This window comes from Stenotrophomonas sp. 3(2025) (assembly GCF_052665395.1).
This window is the reverse complement of sequence record NZ_JBQOIF010000033.1, coordinates 1-14,436: the sequence shown is the minus strand read 5'-3', so window position 1 is coordinate 14,436 and position 14,436 is coordinate 1. Positions and strand designations below refer to the sequence as shown.

At 65.9% G+C, this 14,436-nt stretch carries 13 protein-coding genes; 3 read left to right on the top strand and 10 right to left on the bottom strand.

Going from position 1 to position 14,436, the window contains the following annotated elements; translation table 11 throughout:
- Positions 1-8: 8 nt before the first annotated feature.
- Entirely contained in the window at positions 9-1,343 is a 1,335-nt protein-coding gene (gene rlmD, locus ACUXVE_RS18775) for a 23S rRNA (uracil(1939)-C(5))-methyltransferase RlmD (protein ID WP_222388590.1), read from the bottom strand.
- Positions 1,344-1,471: 128 nt separating this feature from the next.
- Here rlmD and ACUXVE_RS18770 point away from each other — a divergent pair, with 128 nt between their 5' ends.
- Positions 1,472-2,194, top strand: coding sequence for an Hpt domain-containing response regulator (locus tag ACUXVE_RS18770; protein WP_025879186.1), 723 nt, complete (start codon positions 1,472-1,474; stop codon positions 2,192-2,194).
- A gap of 684 nt (positions 2,195-2,878) precedes the next feature.
- On the opposite strand, the gene recO is transcribed toward ACUXVE_RS18770, so the two are convergent.
- The 6 genes from recO to lepA are packed head-to-tail and all read right to left on the bottom strand — an operon-like array spanning position 2,879 to position 8,240.
- The gene (recO, locus tag ACUXVE_RS18765) at positions 2,879-3,598 is read right to left on the bottom strand and encodes a DNA repair protein RecO (RefSeq protein ID WP_025877120.1); all 720 of its coding nucleotides are present in this window, start codon (positions 3,596-3,598) and stop codon (positions 2,879-2,881) included.
- An 18-nt stretch (positions 3,599-3,616) separates the two neighbouring features.
- Positions 3,617-4,513 carry a GTPase Era gene (gene era, locus ACUXVE_RS18760; RefSeq protein WP_025877117.1) on the bottom strand — a complete coding sequence of 299 codons (897 nt, stop codon included), beginning with the start codon at positions 4,511-4,513 and terminating at the stop codon, positions 3,617-3,619.
- Positions 4,510-5,190 carry a ribonuclease III gene (gene rnc / locus ACUXVE_RS18755; RefSeq protein ID WP_222388588.1) on the bottom strand — a complete coding sequence of 227 codons (681 nt, stop codon included), beginning with the start codon at positions 5,188-5,190 and terminating at the stop codon, positions 4,510-4,512. Before rnc ends, era begins: the two co-directional genes overlap by 4 nt.
- Positions 5,180-5,563 (bottom strand): DUF4845 domain-containing protein, encoded by a 384-nt coding sequence (locus ACUXVE_RS18750; protein WP_140228078.1) that lies wholly within the window; start codon positions 5,561-5,563, stop codon positions 5,180-5,182. Before ACUXVE_RS18750 ends, rnc begins: the two co-directional genes overlap by 11 nt.
- Before the next feature lie 34 nt (positions 5,564-5,597).
- Entirely contained in the window at positions 5,598-6,392 is a 795-nt protein-coding gene (gene lepB / locus ACUXVE_RS18745) for a signal peptidase I (protein ID WP_025877111.1), read from the bottom strand.
- Positions 6,393-6,446: 54 nt separating this feature from the next.
- Positions 6,447-8,240, bottom strand: coding sequence for a translation elongation factor 4 (lepA, locus tag ACUXVE_RS18740; protein WP_049465871.1), 1,794 nt, complete (start codon positions 8,238-8,240; stop codon positions 6,447-6,449).
- Positions 8,241-8,554: 314 nt separating this feature from the next.
- Here lepA and ACUXVE_RS18735 point away from each other — a divergent pair, with 314 nt between their 5' ends.
- Positions 8,555-8,716: a hypothetical protein gene (locus tag ACUXVE_RS18735; protein WP_222388587.1), complete on the top strand. Its 162-nt coding sequence runs from the start codon at positions 8,555-8,557 to the stop codon at positions 8,714-8,716.
- Between the two features lie 54 nt (positions 8,717-8,770).
- Here ACUXVE_RS18735 and ACUXVE_RS18730 read toward each other — a convergent pair whose 3' ends face one another.
- The 3 genes from ACUXVE_RS18730 to rpoE form a co-directional block, all read right to left on the bottom strand.
- Positions 8,771-10,288, bottom strand: coding sequence for a DegQ family serine endoprotease (locus ACUXVE_RS18730; RefSeq protein WP_445514940.1), 1,518 nt, complete (start codon positions 10,286-10,288; stop codon positions 8,771-8,773).
- Positions 10,289-10,364: 76 nt separating this feature from the next.
- The gene (locus ACUXVE_RS18725) at positions 10,365-11,240 is read right to left on the bottom strand and encodes an RseA family anti-sigma factor (RefSeq protein ID WP_445514939.1); all 876 of its coding nucleotides are present in this window, start codon (positions 11,238-11,240) and stop codon (positions 10,365-10,367) included.
- On the bottom strand, positions 11,237-11,857 hold the full coding sequence (gene rpoE / locus ACUXVE_RS18720) for an RNA polymerase sigma factor RpoE (RefSeq protein WP_032977088.1): 621 nt from the start codon (positions 11,855-11,857) through the stop codon (positions 11,237-11,239). The genes ACUXVE_RS18725 and rpoE overlap by 4 nt, the downstream gene beginning before the upstream one ends.
- 235 nt (positions 11,858-12,092) lie before the next feature.
- On the opposite strand from rpoE, the gene ACUXVE_RS18715 reads away from it, so the two are divergent.
- Positions 12,093-14,156, top strand: a complete 2,064-nt coding sequence (locus tag ACUXVE_RS18715; RefSeq protein WP_218787826.1) for a 3-hydroxyacyl-CoA dehydrogenase NAD-binding domain-containing protein — start codon at positions 12,093-12,095, stop codon at positions 14,154-14,156.
- The last annotated feature ends 280 nt before the right edge of the window (positions 14,157-14,436 follow it).

Genomic DNA, 14,436 nt, shown 5'->3' with positions numbered 1-14,436 from the left:
TGCAGGCATCAGCGCTTTTCAAACACCGCGATGCTCTCCACGTGCGCGGTATGCGGGAACATGTCCATCGCACCGGCGCTGACCAGGGTGAAGCCCTGTTCGTTGACCAGGTAGCCGGCATCGCGGGCCAGCGAGCCCGGATGGCAGCTGACATAGACGATGCGCTTGAACTGCTTCAACGGCAGCTGCTGCAGCACTTCGATGGCGCCCGAACGCGGCGGATCCAGCAGCAGCTTGTCAAAGCCCTGGCGCATCCAGGCCGTGCTGCGCTGGTCCTGGGTAAGGTCGGCGCTGTAGAACTGCGCGTTGCCCAGCCCGTTGCGCTCGGCGTTCTCACGCGCACGCGCCACCAGCCCGGCATCACCTTCCACGCCCACCACTTCGCGCACCTTGCGCGCCAGCGGCAGGGTGAAGTTGCCCAGGCCACAGAACAGGTCCAGCACGCGCTCGTCGGCACCCGGTTCAAGCAGGTCCAGCGCGTGGGCGATCATCTTCTCGTTGAGCTTGGCATTGACCTGGATGAAATCCAGCGGACGGAACGCCAGTTCGACATCCCACGGCGCCAGCCGGAACGAAAGCGCCACGCCCTGCCCGTCCAGCGGCTGCACGGTATCCACGCCGCCCGACTGCAGGTAGATGACAAAGCCGTGCTGTTGGCCGAAGGCCGCCCAGGCGACGCGATCGGCATCACTCAGCGGCTGCAGGTGGCGCACGGTCAGCACCACGGCCTGGTCACCGGCGATGAACTCGATCTGCGGGATGTCGCGCTTGCCATCCAGGGATTCGATGAAGGTCGACAGCACCTCCACCTTGGTGCCGATTTCCGGGATCACAGTCAGGCACTGCCGCAGGTCCGCGACGAAGCGCGGGTCCTGCTCGCGGAAGCCGACCAGGGTCTTGTCCTTCTTCTCGACCCGGCGCACCGAGAACCGGCCCTTGCGGCGGTAGCCCCAGCTGTCACCCACCAGCGGCGGCAGCACGGTGCCCGGCTTCACATGGCCGATGCGCTCCAGGTTGTCCATCAGCACGCGCTGCTTGGCGACGATCTGCTGGTCTTCGTCCAGGTGCTGCAGCACGCAGCCGGCGCAGGTGCCGAAATGCGGGCACTTGGGGGTCACCCGCTGCGGCGAGGCCTGCAGCACTTCCACCGTGCGCGCCTCATCGAAGTGGCGGCTGCGGGCGGTCTGTTCGGCCATCACCACTTCGCCCGGCAGGGCGCCGCTGATGAAGGTGACCTTGCCGCCCTCGCCTTCACGGCGGGCAACACCGCGACCATCATGGCTGAGGTCGAGGATCTCGGTCTGGAAGGGAGTACGGTCGATGCGGGAGCGGGATCGGGCCACGTGGCAACAGGCTGCGGGCAAAAGTGGGGGCGTATTGTCGCAGATCCTGACCAGCGGGGCCGCTGGCCGCTTGCGCCCGCCGCCGCCGTGCTTGATGATTGACCCCAGCTGACATGGAGGCAGCCCTGATGCAGATGACCCCGCGGGCCAGTCGACCCCGCTTCCTGCTTGTCGAGGACGACATCATCAGCCGCGGTTTTTTCAAAGCGGCGTTGGAAACGTTACCAGCGGATGTGGACACCGCCGACTCACTGGCCAGCGCCTTGGCGCGCGCCGAGCCCGGTGCCCACGATCTGTGGCTGATCGACGTCAACCTGCCTGATGGCAATGGTGCCCAGCTGTTGCACCAGCTGCGCCGCTCGCACCCGGACACCCCGGCGCTGGCGCATACCGCCGACGGCGATGCTGCCATTCACGCTCGCCTGCGCGAGGCCGGTTTCAGCGACACCCTGGTCAAGCCGCTGGGCCGTGACCAACTGCTGAAGGCGGTCCGTCGTGCGCTGGTCAACAGCCCCGCCGGTTCCACGGTGCCGCCGGCGGCGGTCGAGCTGGCCCTGGAGGACTGGGACGAAACCGCCGCCCTGGCCGCGCTCAATGGCCAACGCAACCACCTGATCGCCCTTCGCGAACTGTTCCTGGCCGAACTGCCGGGCGTGCGCGATGCGGTCGAACAGGCGGTGGACCAGCATGATGAGCGCCAGCTGCGCAGCCAGCTGCACCGGTTGCAGGCCAGCTGCGGGTTCGTGGGTGCAGCGCGACTGGCACGTGCGGTACGGCAGCTGCATCACACGCCCGAATCGGGGCAGGCACAGGCGGGGTTCCGCGCGGCGGTAGCGGCCCTGCTGCACTGAGAGTTGGTCGGCAGGGCTGCGCCCTGCACCTACAGAGGCAACAGCCGGAGCAACGGCAACAGCCAAAGCAGCTTCCTGCGGGATGGCGGGACGGTGTCGGATTGCGGGGACGCCGCAAGTACGTCCGTGTAGGCTTGGCCGCGGCATCCATGCCGCGGACACCCCGCAATCCGACACCGACCCGCCTCCGACAGTTCCCCGAATGCTGGTAGATCCACGCCATGCGTGGATGAATCTCCATCGAAATCGAATATTTCGACACTTGAACGAAGAGCATCCACGCATGGCGTGGATCTACGTGTCGACCAAGGTCGACACCTACCAGGAGCAGGCCATGCCATCCCGACAGATTGCGGAGATCTGTCGAAGGCGGGGTGGGTCCGGTGGCAGGGGCGTGAGCCGCATGGGCCCGAGGCATGCCTCGGGCGGGTTGGGCAGGAAGCCCAACCCGGGTCTTGCCATGTGCGCAGGACAGCGCACACGAGCAAGCGGCGACCGAGCCTACAGGGACGTATTTACGGCGTCCCCTGCCACCGGACCCACCCCGCCTACCCACGGATAGCCAGCTTTTGCTGTTGACGTTGCCGTTGCCGTTGCCGTTGCCGTTGACGTTGCCGTTGCCGTTGCCGTTGCCGTTGCCGTTGATTCGGCAGGTGCAGGGCTGCAAGCCCTGCCGAACACCCCTCAACGCCGGGGTGTCAGCTGCTCCAGCATCTCCCACGACTTCAACCCGCGCGCGCCCAGGTGATGGGCCAGCACCCGCCGCATCGGCAGGCGCAGGCTGGCCAGATCGGCGGCTTCCGGTTCGTCGTCGGCTGCCAGGGCCAGCAGTGCCGAACCGGTGGCCGCTGCGCGACGCTCGCCGCCACGCTCGCTGAGCAGGCGCTGCGGTCCTTCCTGCGGGTCCAGTTCATAGCGCGCGGCTGGGTCGATCGGCTGGCCATCGCTGGCGGTCTCCAGATCGAAACCCACGCCCAGCGCCGCCAGCAGCTCGCGTTCGAAACGGCGCAGGGTCCAGGCCAGTCCGGCCCCCACGGCCAGGCGCGCACGCGCTTCACCAAAGGCCAGGTACAACTCCGGCAGCGGGTCCTGCCGCGGTGCCAGGCGCAGGGTCAATTCGCTGAGATAGAACCCGGCCAGCATGGCCTGGCCGAGCAGGCGCGGCGCCACATCCAGCGCTTCAGCACCGCGCAGCTGGGCCAGTTCGCCACGCTGCAGCGCGCTGAAGCGGATCCACTGCAGGGGCTGCAGGGCCGCTCGCAGCACTTGGCCCTTGGCCGTGGAAACACCACGCGCGAGCAGGCCGATCCGGCCGTGCTCGGCGCTCAATACCTCGACCAGCAGGCTGGTCTCGCGATAGGCCCGCGCATGCAGCACGAAGCCGGTGTCGTCCTCGATCAGCATCGAAGCGACCGTCGCGGCTTATTCGTAGCCGAAGGCCTTCAGCGCGGCCTCGTCATCGGACCAGCCCTCACGCACGCGCACCCAGGTTTCCAGGAACACCTTGGCACCGAACAGACGCTCCATCTGCAGGCGGGACTTGGCCCCGATCTCCTTCAGGCGGGTGCCGCCCTTGCCGATCACGATCGCCTTCTGGCCTTCGCGCTCGACCCAGATCACCGCACCGATGCGCAGCAGGTTGCCATCCTCGGTGAAGCGCTCGATCTCCACCGTGGTGGCGTACGGCAGTTCTTCGCCCAACTGGCGCATCAGCTGTTCACGCACCAGTTCGCCGGCCAGGAAGCGCTGGCTGCGGTCGGTGATTTCGTCCTCGCCGAACATCGGCGGGGCTTCCGGCAACAGCGCCAGCACGTCACGGACCAGGGCTTCCAGGCCGTTGCGCTTCTGCGCCGAAATCGGATGCACCGACGAGAAATCACGGCCGGCGGTCACTTCCTGCAGGAACGGCAGCAATGCGCCCTTGTCCTTCATGCGGTCGATCTTGTTGACCACCAGCACCACCGGGATACCGGCATCGCGCAGCACGTTGAAGGCCAGGCTGTCCTCTTCGTCCCAGCGACCGGCTTCGATCACCAGCAGGCCGGCGTCGACGCCTTCCAGCGAGCCGCGGGCAGCGCGGTTCATGACCCGGTTCATCGCCCGCTTCTGCACCTTGTGCAGGCCGGGCGTGTCGACCAGCACCAGCTGACCTTCCGGGTAGGTGGCGATGCCCAGCAGGCGGTGGCGGGTGGTCTGCGGCCGGTTGGACACGATGCTGACCTTGGCCCCGACCAAGGCATTGGTCAGGGTCGATTTGCCCACGTTGGGGCGGCCGATGACGGCCACGCTGCCGCAATGATGGGGAGTTTGTTCGCTCACTTGGAATCCAGTTGTTCAAGGACGGCCGCAGCCGCTTGTTGTTCGGCAATCCGCCGCGAGGAACCTTCGCCCTCGGTGCTGGCGGCGGGGTCGGCTACGTTGCAGCGTACCCGGAAGTGTTTGGCGTGGTCGTCACCGGATTCTGACACCAGTTCATACTGTGGCAAGGCCTTCTGTCGGCCCTGCAGCCATTCCTGCAGGCGGGTCTTGGGGTCCTTCTCCGGCCGCCCGGTGGCCGGCAGGGCCTCCATCGAGGCGGCGAACCAGGGCAGGACCTTCGCCCGGCAGGATTCGAAGCCTGCATCCAGGTAGATTGCCGCGACCACGGCCTCGAGTGCATCGGCCAGCGTCGAATCGCGGCGATGGCCCCCGGACTTCATTTCGCCGGGCCCCATTGTCAACCGGTCACCCAATTGCAGGGTACGCGCGATCACCGCCAGCGCGCCTTCGCGCACCAGCTCGGCACGGGCGCGGGTCATCGCGCCTTCGTCGGCCTTGGGCCAGCGCAGGTACAACGCCTCGGCGACCATCATGTTGACGATGCTGTCACCAAGGAACTCCAGCCGCTCGTTATGCGGCGCGCCGGCACTGCGATGGGTCAGCGCCTGCTTGAGCAGGTCTGGATCGCGGAAGGCGTGACCGATCAGGTCTTCACGTTGGAAAGATTTATTCGGCACCGCTACGGGTCAGGTCCTGGGAAGAATCGAATTTGCCAACCACATCCAGGTTGCCGACCAGCGGGCGGCGCACTTCGTAGTTGACCTTGAGGGTCCAGCCATTGTCGCGGCGGTCAAACTTGACGTCAGCCGGCTTCAGGCTGTCGGAGTAGTTCATGTCCAGGCGCTTGAAGAACATCGACTGGATGCTTGCCGGCTCCATGCTGCCGATGCCGGGTTCCTTGGCCAGGCTCTTCATCGCCGAGCGCACCGCGTAATACTCCTGGTACATCGGGAACAGCTTCATGCCGATGTAGAGGAAGAAACCGACCACGATCAGGACGACCAGGAACGAGGTCAGGGTCATGCCGCGCTGCGTGTTCATCGTCTTCATTGCGTTCTCCCCAGATACGCGAGTGGATGTGAAATCAGTTGATGCTCGAGCCGATCCGCGACGGTTCGAAGCCGTCCTTGCAGAACCAGCCCTGGCAGTTCAGCCAGATCAGGAATGCCTTGCCGCGCAGGTTCTCTTCCGGCAGCAGGCCCCAGAAACGGCCATCGTCGCTATTGTCGCGATTGTCGCCCATCACCAGGTACTTGCCAGCCGGTACGGTCCACTGGCCCTGGCCACGCGGATAGTCGGTCTCCAGCACGGTATGGGTGCGGCCCGGCAGGTGCTCGACCAGCAGGTTGGCGCCCTCGCCCTGGCCCTTGTGGCCGGCGTAGATGCCCTTGTTGTCGTACTTCAGCGGTTCGCCGTTGAGGATCACGCCGTCGCCTTCAAACACGACAGTGTCGCCCGGCACGCCGATCACGCGCTTGATGAAGTTCTCGCCCTTGGCCGGGTCATTGTCGCCATGGCCGGGGAAGTGGAACACCACCACGTCACCGCGTGCCGGATCGCCGACCGGCACGAAGCGGGTATTGGTGATCGGCAGGCGCAGGCCATAGGAGAACTTGTTGACCAGGATGAAATCGCCGATCAGCAGGTTCGGCATCATCGAGCTGGACGGGATCTTGTACGGTTCGGCGATGAAGCTGCGCACGATCAGCACGATCGCCAGCACCGGGAAGAACGCACGCGAGTAGTCCACCAGCACCGGCTCGGTGTCGAGCAGGCCGGCGCGCTGGGCGCGACGCTTGGCCAGGTACAGCTTGTCGGCCAGCAGGATCAGGCCGGAAGCCAGGGTCAGCACGACCAGGAGGATCTCAAACAGTTTCATTCAGGGTCCTTTGCAACGTCACCGGACGATCGGCCCGAAGGCCGGTTTCGGGGCTTATTTGTTGTCCATCTGCAGCACGGCCAGGAACGCTTCCTGCGGAATTTCCACGCGGCCGACCTGCTTCATGCGCTTCTTGCCTTCCTTCTGCTTTTCCAGAAGCTTCTTCTTGCGCGAAACGTCGCCACCATAGCACTTGGCCAGAACGTTCTTGCGCATGGCCTTGACTGTGGTGCGCGAGATGATCTGCGAGCCGACGGCGGCCTGGATGGCCACGTCGAACTGCTGGCGCGGGATCAGGTCCTTCATCTTTTCGCACAGCTCGCGACCACGACGATCGGCGTGGCTGCGATGCACGATCAGCGACAGCGCATCGACCTTGTCGCCGTTGATCAGCACGTCCACGCGCACGAACGGACCGGCATCGAAGCGCACGAAGTGGTAGTCCAGCGAGGCGTAGCCACGGCTGACCGACTTCAGCTTGTCAAAGAAGTCCAGCACCACTTCGGCCATCGGCAGCTCGTAGCTGATCTGCACCTGGCTGCCCAGGTAGTTGATGCCGATCTGGCTGCCGCGCTTTTCTTCGCACAGCTTGATGATGTTGCCGATGTACTCCTCGGGGGTGAGCACGTTGGCGCGGATGATCGGTTCGCGGATTTCCTGCACATGGTTCACCGGTGGCAGCTTGGCCGGGTTGTCCATGTTGATGATCGTGCCATCGGTCTTGAGGACTTCATACACCACCGTCGGCGCGGTGCTGATCAGGTCCAGGTTGTATTCGCGTTCCAGGCGCTCCTGCACGATTTCCATGTGCAGCATGCCGAGGAAGCCGCAGCGGAAACCAAAGCCCATCGCTTCGGAGCTTTCCGGCTCGAAGCGCAGCGCGGCATCGTTCAGGCGCAGCTTGTCCAGCGCTTCGCGCAGGTCCGGGTAGTCCTCGGCATCGACCGGGAACAGGCCGGCGAACACGCGCGGCTGCATTTCCTGGAAGCCGGGCAGCGGCTTCGGTGCCGGGTCGCCGGCCAGGGTCAGGGTGTCGCCCACGGGAGCGCCGTGCACGTCCTTGATGCTGGCGGTGACCCAGCCCACTTCGCCCGCACGCAGCGCCGGCAGCACCTTGCGCTTGGGGGTGAACACACCGACGTTGTCGACCTGGTGGTTGCGGCCGGTGGACATCACCTGCAGCTTGTCACCGGCCTTGATCTCGCCCTGCATCACGCGCACCAGCGACACCACGCCCAGGTAGTTGTCGAACCACGAGTCGATGATCAGCGCCTGCAGCTTGTCCGTATCGCGCGGCACCGGCGCCGGAATGCGATGCACGATCGCTTCCAGCACGTCCTGCACGTTCAGGCCGGTCTTGGCGCTGACCGGCACGGCGTCGCTGGCATCGATGCCGATCACGGCCTCGATCTCGGCCTTGGCGCGCTCGATATCGGCGGTGGGCAGGTCGATCTTGTTGATCACCGGCACCACTTCCAGCCCCTGCTCCACGGCCGTGTAGCAGTTGGCCACCGACTGCGCTTCCACGCCCTGGGCCGCATCGACCACCAGCAGCGCGCCCTCGCAGGCGGCCAGCGAGCGGCTGACTTCATAGGAGAAGTCAACGTGGCCGGGGGTGTCGATGAAGTTCAGGTGGTAGGTCTGGCCGTCCTTCGCCACGTACGGCAGCGACACCGACTGCGCCTTGATGGTGATGCCACGCTCGCGCTCGATCGGGTTGGAGTCGAGCACCTGCGCTTCCATCTCGCGGGCCTGGAGGCCGCCACAGAGCTGGATGATGCGGTCGGCCAGCGTGGACTTGCCGTGGTCGACGTGGGCGATGATGGAGAAGTTGCGGATGTTCCGCATCGAATCAGAGGACATAGAGAGGTGGCGGCGGCGCGCGGCGTCGTCAGGGTAACGGTCGATTATCGCATGCCCGGAGGGCCGCCGCGTGGTTGGCCTGCCAGCACGGCCCCGGAATGGCCGAAGCCCCGCCGGGGCGGGGCTTCGGGGACCTGGACAATCCTGTCCGCGTATCAGCAGGCGCGCGTTTTGCGCCTGACCGCGGCCACAATTGAGGAAAATGCAACACATCTCATTTTCAATCCTTGGCAGGAATGCGACAAATCAATGGCGGTAGACGCCGCCACTCACGAACTCGCGAACAAAGGACTGAATGAATGAAGATCAAAGCAATCGCTCTCCTCGCTGTAACCTGTGCCTGCACTCTGCTGCCCGCGTCGGCATTCGCGCGGATCTACAAGGTCTGTGACATCCACGAGTGCTGCTTCATTGACGGTGGCGGCAACGGCTACTGTGTGGACAGGAACCTCCAGGTCTGAATCGGAGGGCCACGCCCGGACGCACCGAATCCTGCGTCCGGGCTTGTAAATCAGTTACTTGGCGGCAAGAGCGACAAAACGACTTGCCCCATTCTGCGGGTTGTAGACCAGCACGACGAGCGCATCGCCCGGACGGGCACGCGCCACCAGCCCATTAAACTGGGATGCGCTTTCGACCGGGGTCCTGCCCACCTGGGTGATGACCAGCCCCCTGCCGAGACCGGCATCACGCGCCGCATCTGAGACCTGCGCGATGCGCACACCGCCTGCCTTCAGACCCATCTGCTTCTTCGTAGAAGGATCCAGGTCTTCGACGGTCAGTCCCAGGCGATCAGCCGCGTTGGCTGAGCGGTCGCCGGCCCCGTTGCCCGTTCCGACCGCCTCGGCAGCCACTGATTCGGCACCCACGACCACCGTGATGTTGCGGGGCTTGCCATCACGCAGAACTTCCAGCACAACGGACGAACCCGGCGCCATGACGCCGATCATCGGCGGCAGCTGGGAAGAGTCGCGGATCGGGGTCTTGTTGACCGAACGGATGACGTCCAGTGGCTGCAGGCCGGCCTTGGCACTGGGACTCCCCGCAACGACCTCATTGACCAGGGCACCCTGTGTATCAGACATCCCCAGGCCCTTGGCCATCGTTGCGTCGATGGGTTTCGGGTCCAGAGCAACACCGATCTGGCCACGGGTCACCTTGCCGCTCTTCTTGATCTGCTCGACCGCACTCATCGCCAGATCGATCGGGATCGCGAAGCTGATGCCCATGTAGCCACCCGAGGCAGAGAAGATCTGCGAGTTGATGCCGACCACTTCACCGCGGGTGTTCAGCAGCGGGCCGCCGGAATTGCCTTGGTTGATCGCCACATCGGTCTGGATGAACGGCACATAGCGTTGGTCCGGGCCGCCGGTACTGCGGCCAAGGGCGCTGACCACACCGGCGGTAACCGAGTGGTCGAGACCGAACGGCGAGCCGATCGCGACAACCCATTGACCAGGCTTCAGGCTGTTGGAATCACCCACGCGCACGGTGGGCAGGTTCTTGCCGTCGATCTTCAACAGCGCCACGTCGTACTGCTGGTCGCTGCCGACCACCTTGGCAGTGAATTCGCGAGTGTCGCCGAGCTTTACCTTTACTTCACTGGCGTCGGCAATGACGTGGTAATTGGTCAGCACGTAGCCGTCAGGGGAAATGATGAAGCCCGAGCCCATGCCGCGGCCCTTGATGCTGGGACCGCCATCCTGCCCGCCGGGGCCCTGCCCGGGCATCGGGAAATCCGGGCCGAAGAAGCGGCGGAAGAACTCGGGCATCTCGTCATCACCCGGGCCCATGCCGCCCCGCGCCTGGCGGGTGCTGCGGACGATGGTGGTGTCGACGTTGACCACGCCGGGGCCGACCTGCTCGACCAGGTTGGTGAAGTCGGGCAGACCGCTGACCAACGGCTGCGCCGGTGCGCGTGGGGCGGCGGCGGCCTGCGGCTGGGCGGCAGGCGCCGCCGGTTGGGCACAGGCCACCAGCGGCAGGGTCAGGGCGAACAGGCCAATGGCATGTGTGCGGAGTCGGGGAGTCATCGGACGGCAACCTCCGGGTCGGATGGAAAGGGAAAGAAGCGCCCCGCCGACGGCGGGGCGTGGAACGCTACCCGGCTCAGTCGCGCGGGCGCTGCGACGCCGGCAGTTCGTCCTGCAGGCGTGGCTCGAACGGATAGAACGCGGTGCCACCGGCGTGGGCCGGGAAACTGGCATTGAGGGCGCCACCGGCGGCGGGCGCCAGGCTGGAGCGCGGCCATGGCCGTGCCTGCAGGTTGCCGACCTCGCCAAAAGGCAGAGTGCGCGCGCTACCGGCGGGCATGGTCGGGGTCAGCGGCGCCTGGCTGGCAACCGCGCGCAGCGGCGCGTCATCGCGCTGGGCCACGCGCGCGGCCTGCTGGCTGCGGGTGGCGCTGGCGCGGCGCACGTCCTGGCGACGGCTGGCGGCGGCCATGGCCACCGCCGGCACGCTGGCCACGGCCATCGCGGCAGTGTCCACCGATGCCTCGGTGACGGCGGCCGGTTGCTCCGATGCCGGTGGCAACTGCGCCTGGCTGGCGATCACCTGCGGTGCGGCGACATCCACTGGCGGCGCCTCCTGCAGTTGTTCGCGGCCGACGAACAGCGCTACGGCGGCAACCGATGCGGCCAGCGCACCGCCGCCCCAGGCACGCCAACCACTACGGCGGGCCTGACGCTTCGGCTCGGCCAGCGGTGCCGGCTCGGCGGCAACGGCGGCAGCCACGGCGGCGCTGAAACCGGCCGGTGCCAGCAGCGACGCCTGGCCGCGCATGACATCACCCAGCAGCTGCCAGCGCTCCTGGCAGCCAGCCAGTTCCGGATCATGTTCCATGCGGCGCAGCAGGAAGCGCGCCTCGTCTGCCCCCAGCTCGCCGTCGACCAGCGCCGACAGCTGCTGGCGATGGCGTTCATCCAGGCGTTGCCCGGCGGGAGACTGATGGTTGTGCGACTCGTTGTTCGGAATGCGGGTCATATACGGCTCTTCTCGCGGGTGGCACTGCCGATGTCCAGCAGCGGCCGGAGTTCGGTGTCGATCGCCTCGCGCGCCCGGAAGATCCGTGAACGCACGGTGCCGATCGGGCACCCCATCTTCTGCGCGATTTCCTCGTAGCTCAGGCCTTCCACCTCGCGCAGGGTGATCGCCGACCGGAGTTCTTCCGGCAGCGCGTTGACGGCCTTCATCACCGTCTGTTCCAGTTCCTGGCGCATCAACTCGCGCTCGGGCGTGTCGGTGTCGCGCAGGCGTGTGCCGGTGTCGAACTGCTCGGCGTCGCCGATGTCGATGTCATCGGTCGGCGGGCGGCGATTGTGCGAAGCCAGATGGTTTTTGGCGGTGTTCACGGCGATCCGATGCAACCAGGTTGAGAACTGGGCGTCGCCGCGGAAGCTTCCAATCGCACGGTAAGCACGGATGAAAGTGTCCTGGGCCACGTCCTGACATTCACTCCAGTCGGCGATGTAGCGACCGACCAGGGCCACGACCCGATGCTGGTACTTGCGCACCAGGACATCGAAGGCGGCACTCTCGCCGTGCTGCACGCGCCGGACCAGTTCCAGATCCAGCTCCTGAGGTGTATCAACATCGGCCATGAGGGGCCGCACTCCTGTCAGCCCAACCGACGTCGGGCAATGAGACTGCCAATCCCGGGAAAAGTTCAGTCGCCGATCACCTGGCGCCGCACCAGCTTTTAACCACCGTTCCGTTAACGTTCCGGTCCAAGGCCTGCGATCCGGGGCGCCACACCCCTGCTATTGGGATTTGACGCGGGGGAAACAACCTCTGGATCATAGCCCCCTTCTCCATACACAACCGGATGGAACGTCCATGCTCTCAAGCTTCGATGGTCTCCGCTTCAGCCACTGGCACCCCGAGATCCGCGACGATGGCGTGGTGGTCCTCTCCCTGGATCGTCAGGACAGCAGTGTCAACGCAATGTCGCAGGATGTGCTGCTGGAGCTGGGCGACCTGCTGGAGCGCATCGCCATGGACCCACCGAAGGGCGTGGTGATCCAGTCCCTCAAGAAGGCAGGCTTCATCGCCGGTGCCGACCTGAAGGAGTTCCAGGAGTTCGATCGCCGCGGCACCGTCAACGATGCCATCCGCCGCGGCCAGTCGACCTACCAGAAGCTGGCAGAACTGCCCTGCCCGACCGTGGCCGCCATCCATGGCCATTGCCTGGGCGGCGGTACCGAGCTGGCCCTGGCCTGCCGTTATCGCGTTGCTTCCAATGACAGCTCCACCCGCATCGGCCTGCCGGAAACCCAGCTGGGCATCTTCCCGGGCTGGGGTGGCAGCGCGCGCCTGCCGCAGCTGGTCGGCGCACCGGCGGCGATGGACATGATGCTGACCGGACGCACGTTGTCGGCCTCGGCCGCACGCGGCATCGGGCTGGTCGACAAGGTGGTGGCACCGGCCGTCGTGCTCGATACCGCCGTGGCGCTGGCACTGTCCGGCACCACCCGCCCGTTCAAGCAGCGCGCGCTGGCCTGGGCGACCAATACCTGGCCGGCACGCCAGCTGCTGGCCCCGCAGATGGTCAAGCAGGTCGCACGCAAGGCGAAGAAGGACCAGTACCCGGCGCCGTATGCGTTGATCAGCACCTGGCAGCGCAGCGGCGGCAAGCCGGTGCAGGCACGCCTGGATGCCGAACGACGTGCCGTGGTGAAGCTGGCCAGCACGCCGACCGCGCGCAACCTGATCCGCATCTTCTTCCTCACCGAACGCCTGAAGGGCCTGGGCGGTGGCGATTCCGGCATCCGCCACGTGCACGTGGTCGGTGCCGGCGTGATGGGCGGTGACATTGCTGCGTGGGCTGCCTACAAGGGTTTTGAAGTGACCCTGCAGGACCGCGAGCAGCGTTTCATCGACCCGGCCATGGAGCGTGCGCAGGCATTGTTCGCCAAGAAGGTGCGTGACGAGAGCAAGCGTCCGGCCGTCGCCGCGCGCCTGCGTGCGGACCTGGAGGGCAATGGCGTGGCGCAGGCCGATCTGGTCATCGAAGCGATCATCGAGAACCCGGAAGCCAAGCGTGCGCTATACCAGACGCTGGAGCCGAAGATGAAGCTCGACGCGTTGCTGACCACCAACACCTCGTCGATTCCGCTGGTGGAGCTGCGCGATCACATCCAGCGCCCGGCGCAGTTCGCCGGCCTGCATTACTTCAACCCGGTGGCCCAGATGCCGTTGGTGGAGATCATCCATCACGACGGCATGGCGGCTGAAACCGAGCGCCGCCTGGCAGCCTTCTGCAAGGCGCTGGGCAAGTTCCCGGTGCCGGTGGCCGGCACTCCCGGCTTCCTGGTCAACCGCGTGCTGTTCCCGTACATGCTGGAAGCGGCCACCGCATACGCTGAAGGCATTCCGGGCCCGGTGATCGACAAGGCGGCGGTGAAGTTCGGCATGCCGATGGGCCCGATCGAACTGATCGACACCGTGGGCCTGGATGTGGCTGCTGGCGTGGGCAAGGAACTGGCGCCGTTCCTGGGCCTGCAGATTCCGGCGGCGCTGCAGACGGTGGAACCGGACAAGCGCGGCAAGAAGGATGGCCAGGGCATCTACACCTGGGAGAACGGCCGGGCCAAGAAGCCGGACGTGGCGCGCGACTATCAGGCGCCTGCTGATCTGGAAGATCGCCTGATCCTGCCGTTGTTGAACGAGGCGGTGGCGTGCCTGCACGAAGGCGTGGTGGCCGACGCGGACCTGCTGGATGCGGGCGTGATCTTCGGTACCGGTTTCGCACCGTTCCGCGGCGGTCCGATCCAGCACATCCGTGCGGTGGGTGCCGATGCCATCGTGGAGCGCCTGAAGGCGCTGCAGCAGCGCCAGGGTGATCGCTTCGCACCGCGCCCGGGCTGGGACAACCCGGTCCTGCGTGAACCGGTGGTGTAAGTGTGTCGGCCGGGCCTGCGGCCCGGCACCCGCTGGATCAAAAGCCAAAACCAGAGCCAGAGCCGGAGCAACAGCCGGCTCTGGCTTTTCTGTTTTTTGGCGGGGCGGTGTGGGTGGGCACGACACGCCGCAAGTACGTCCCTGTAGGCTCGATGGCGCCATCCATGGCGCCAACGGTCCTGGCCACCCACCCCCCCCCACCCCTGGCAGGTTTGCGGTGGCGGTATGGCCATCGCGATTTCAGGTTGCATTCTTACATTGGCGCCACGCTGTGTGCACC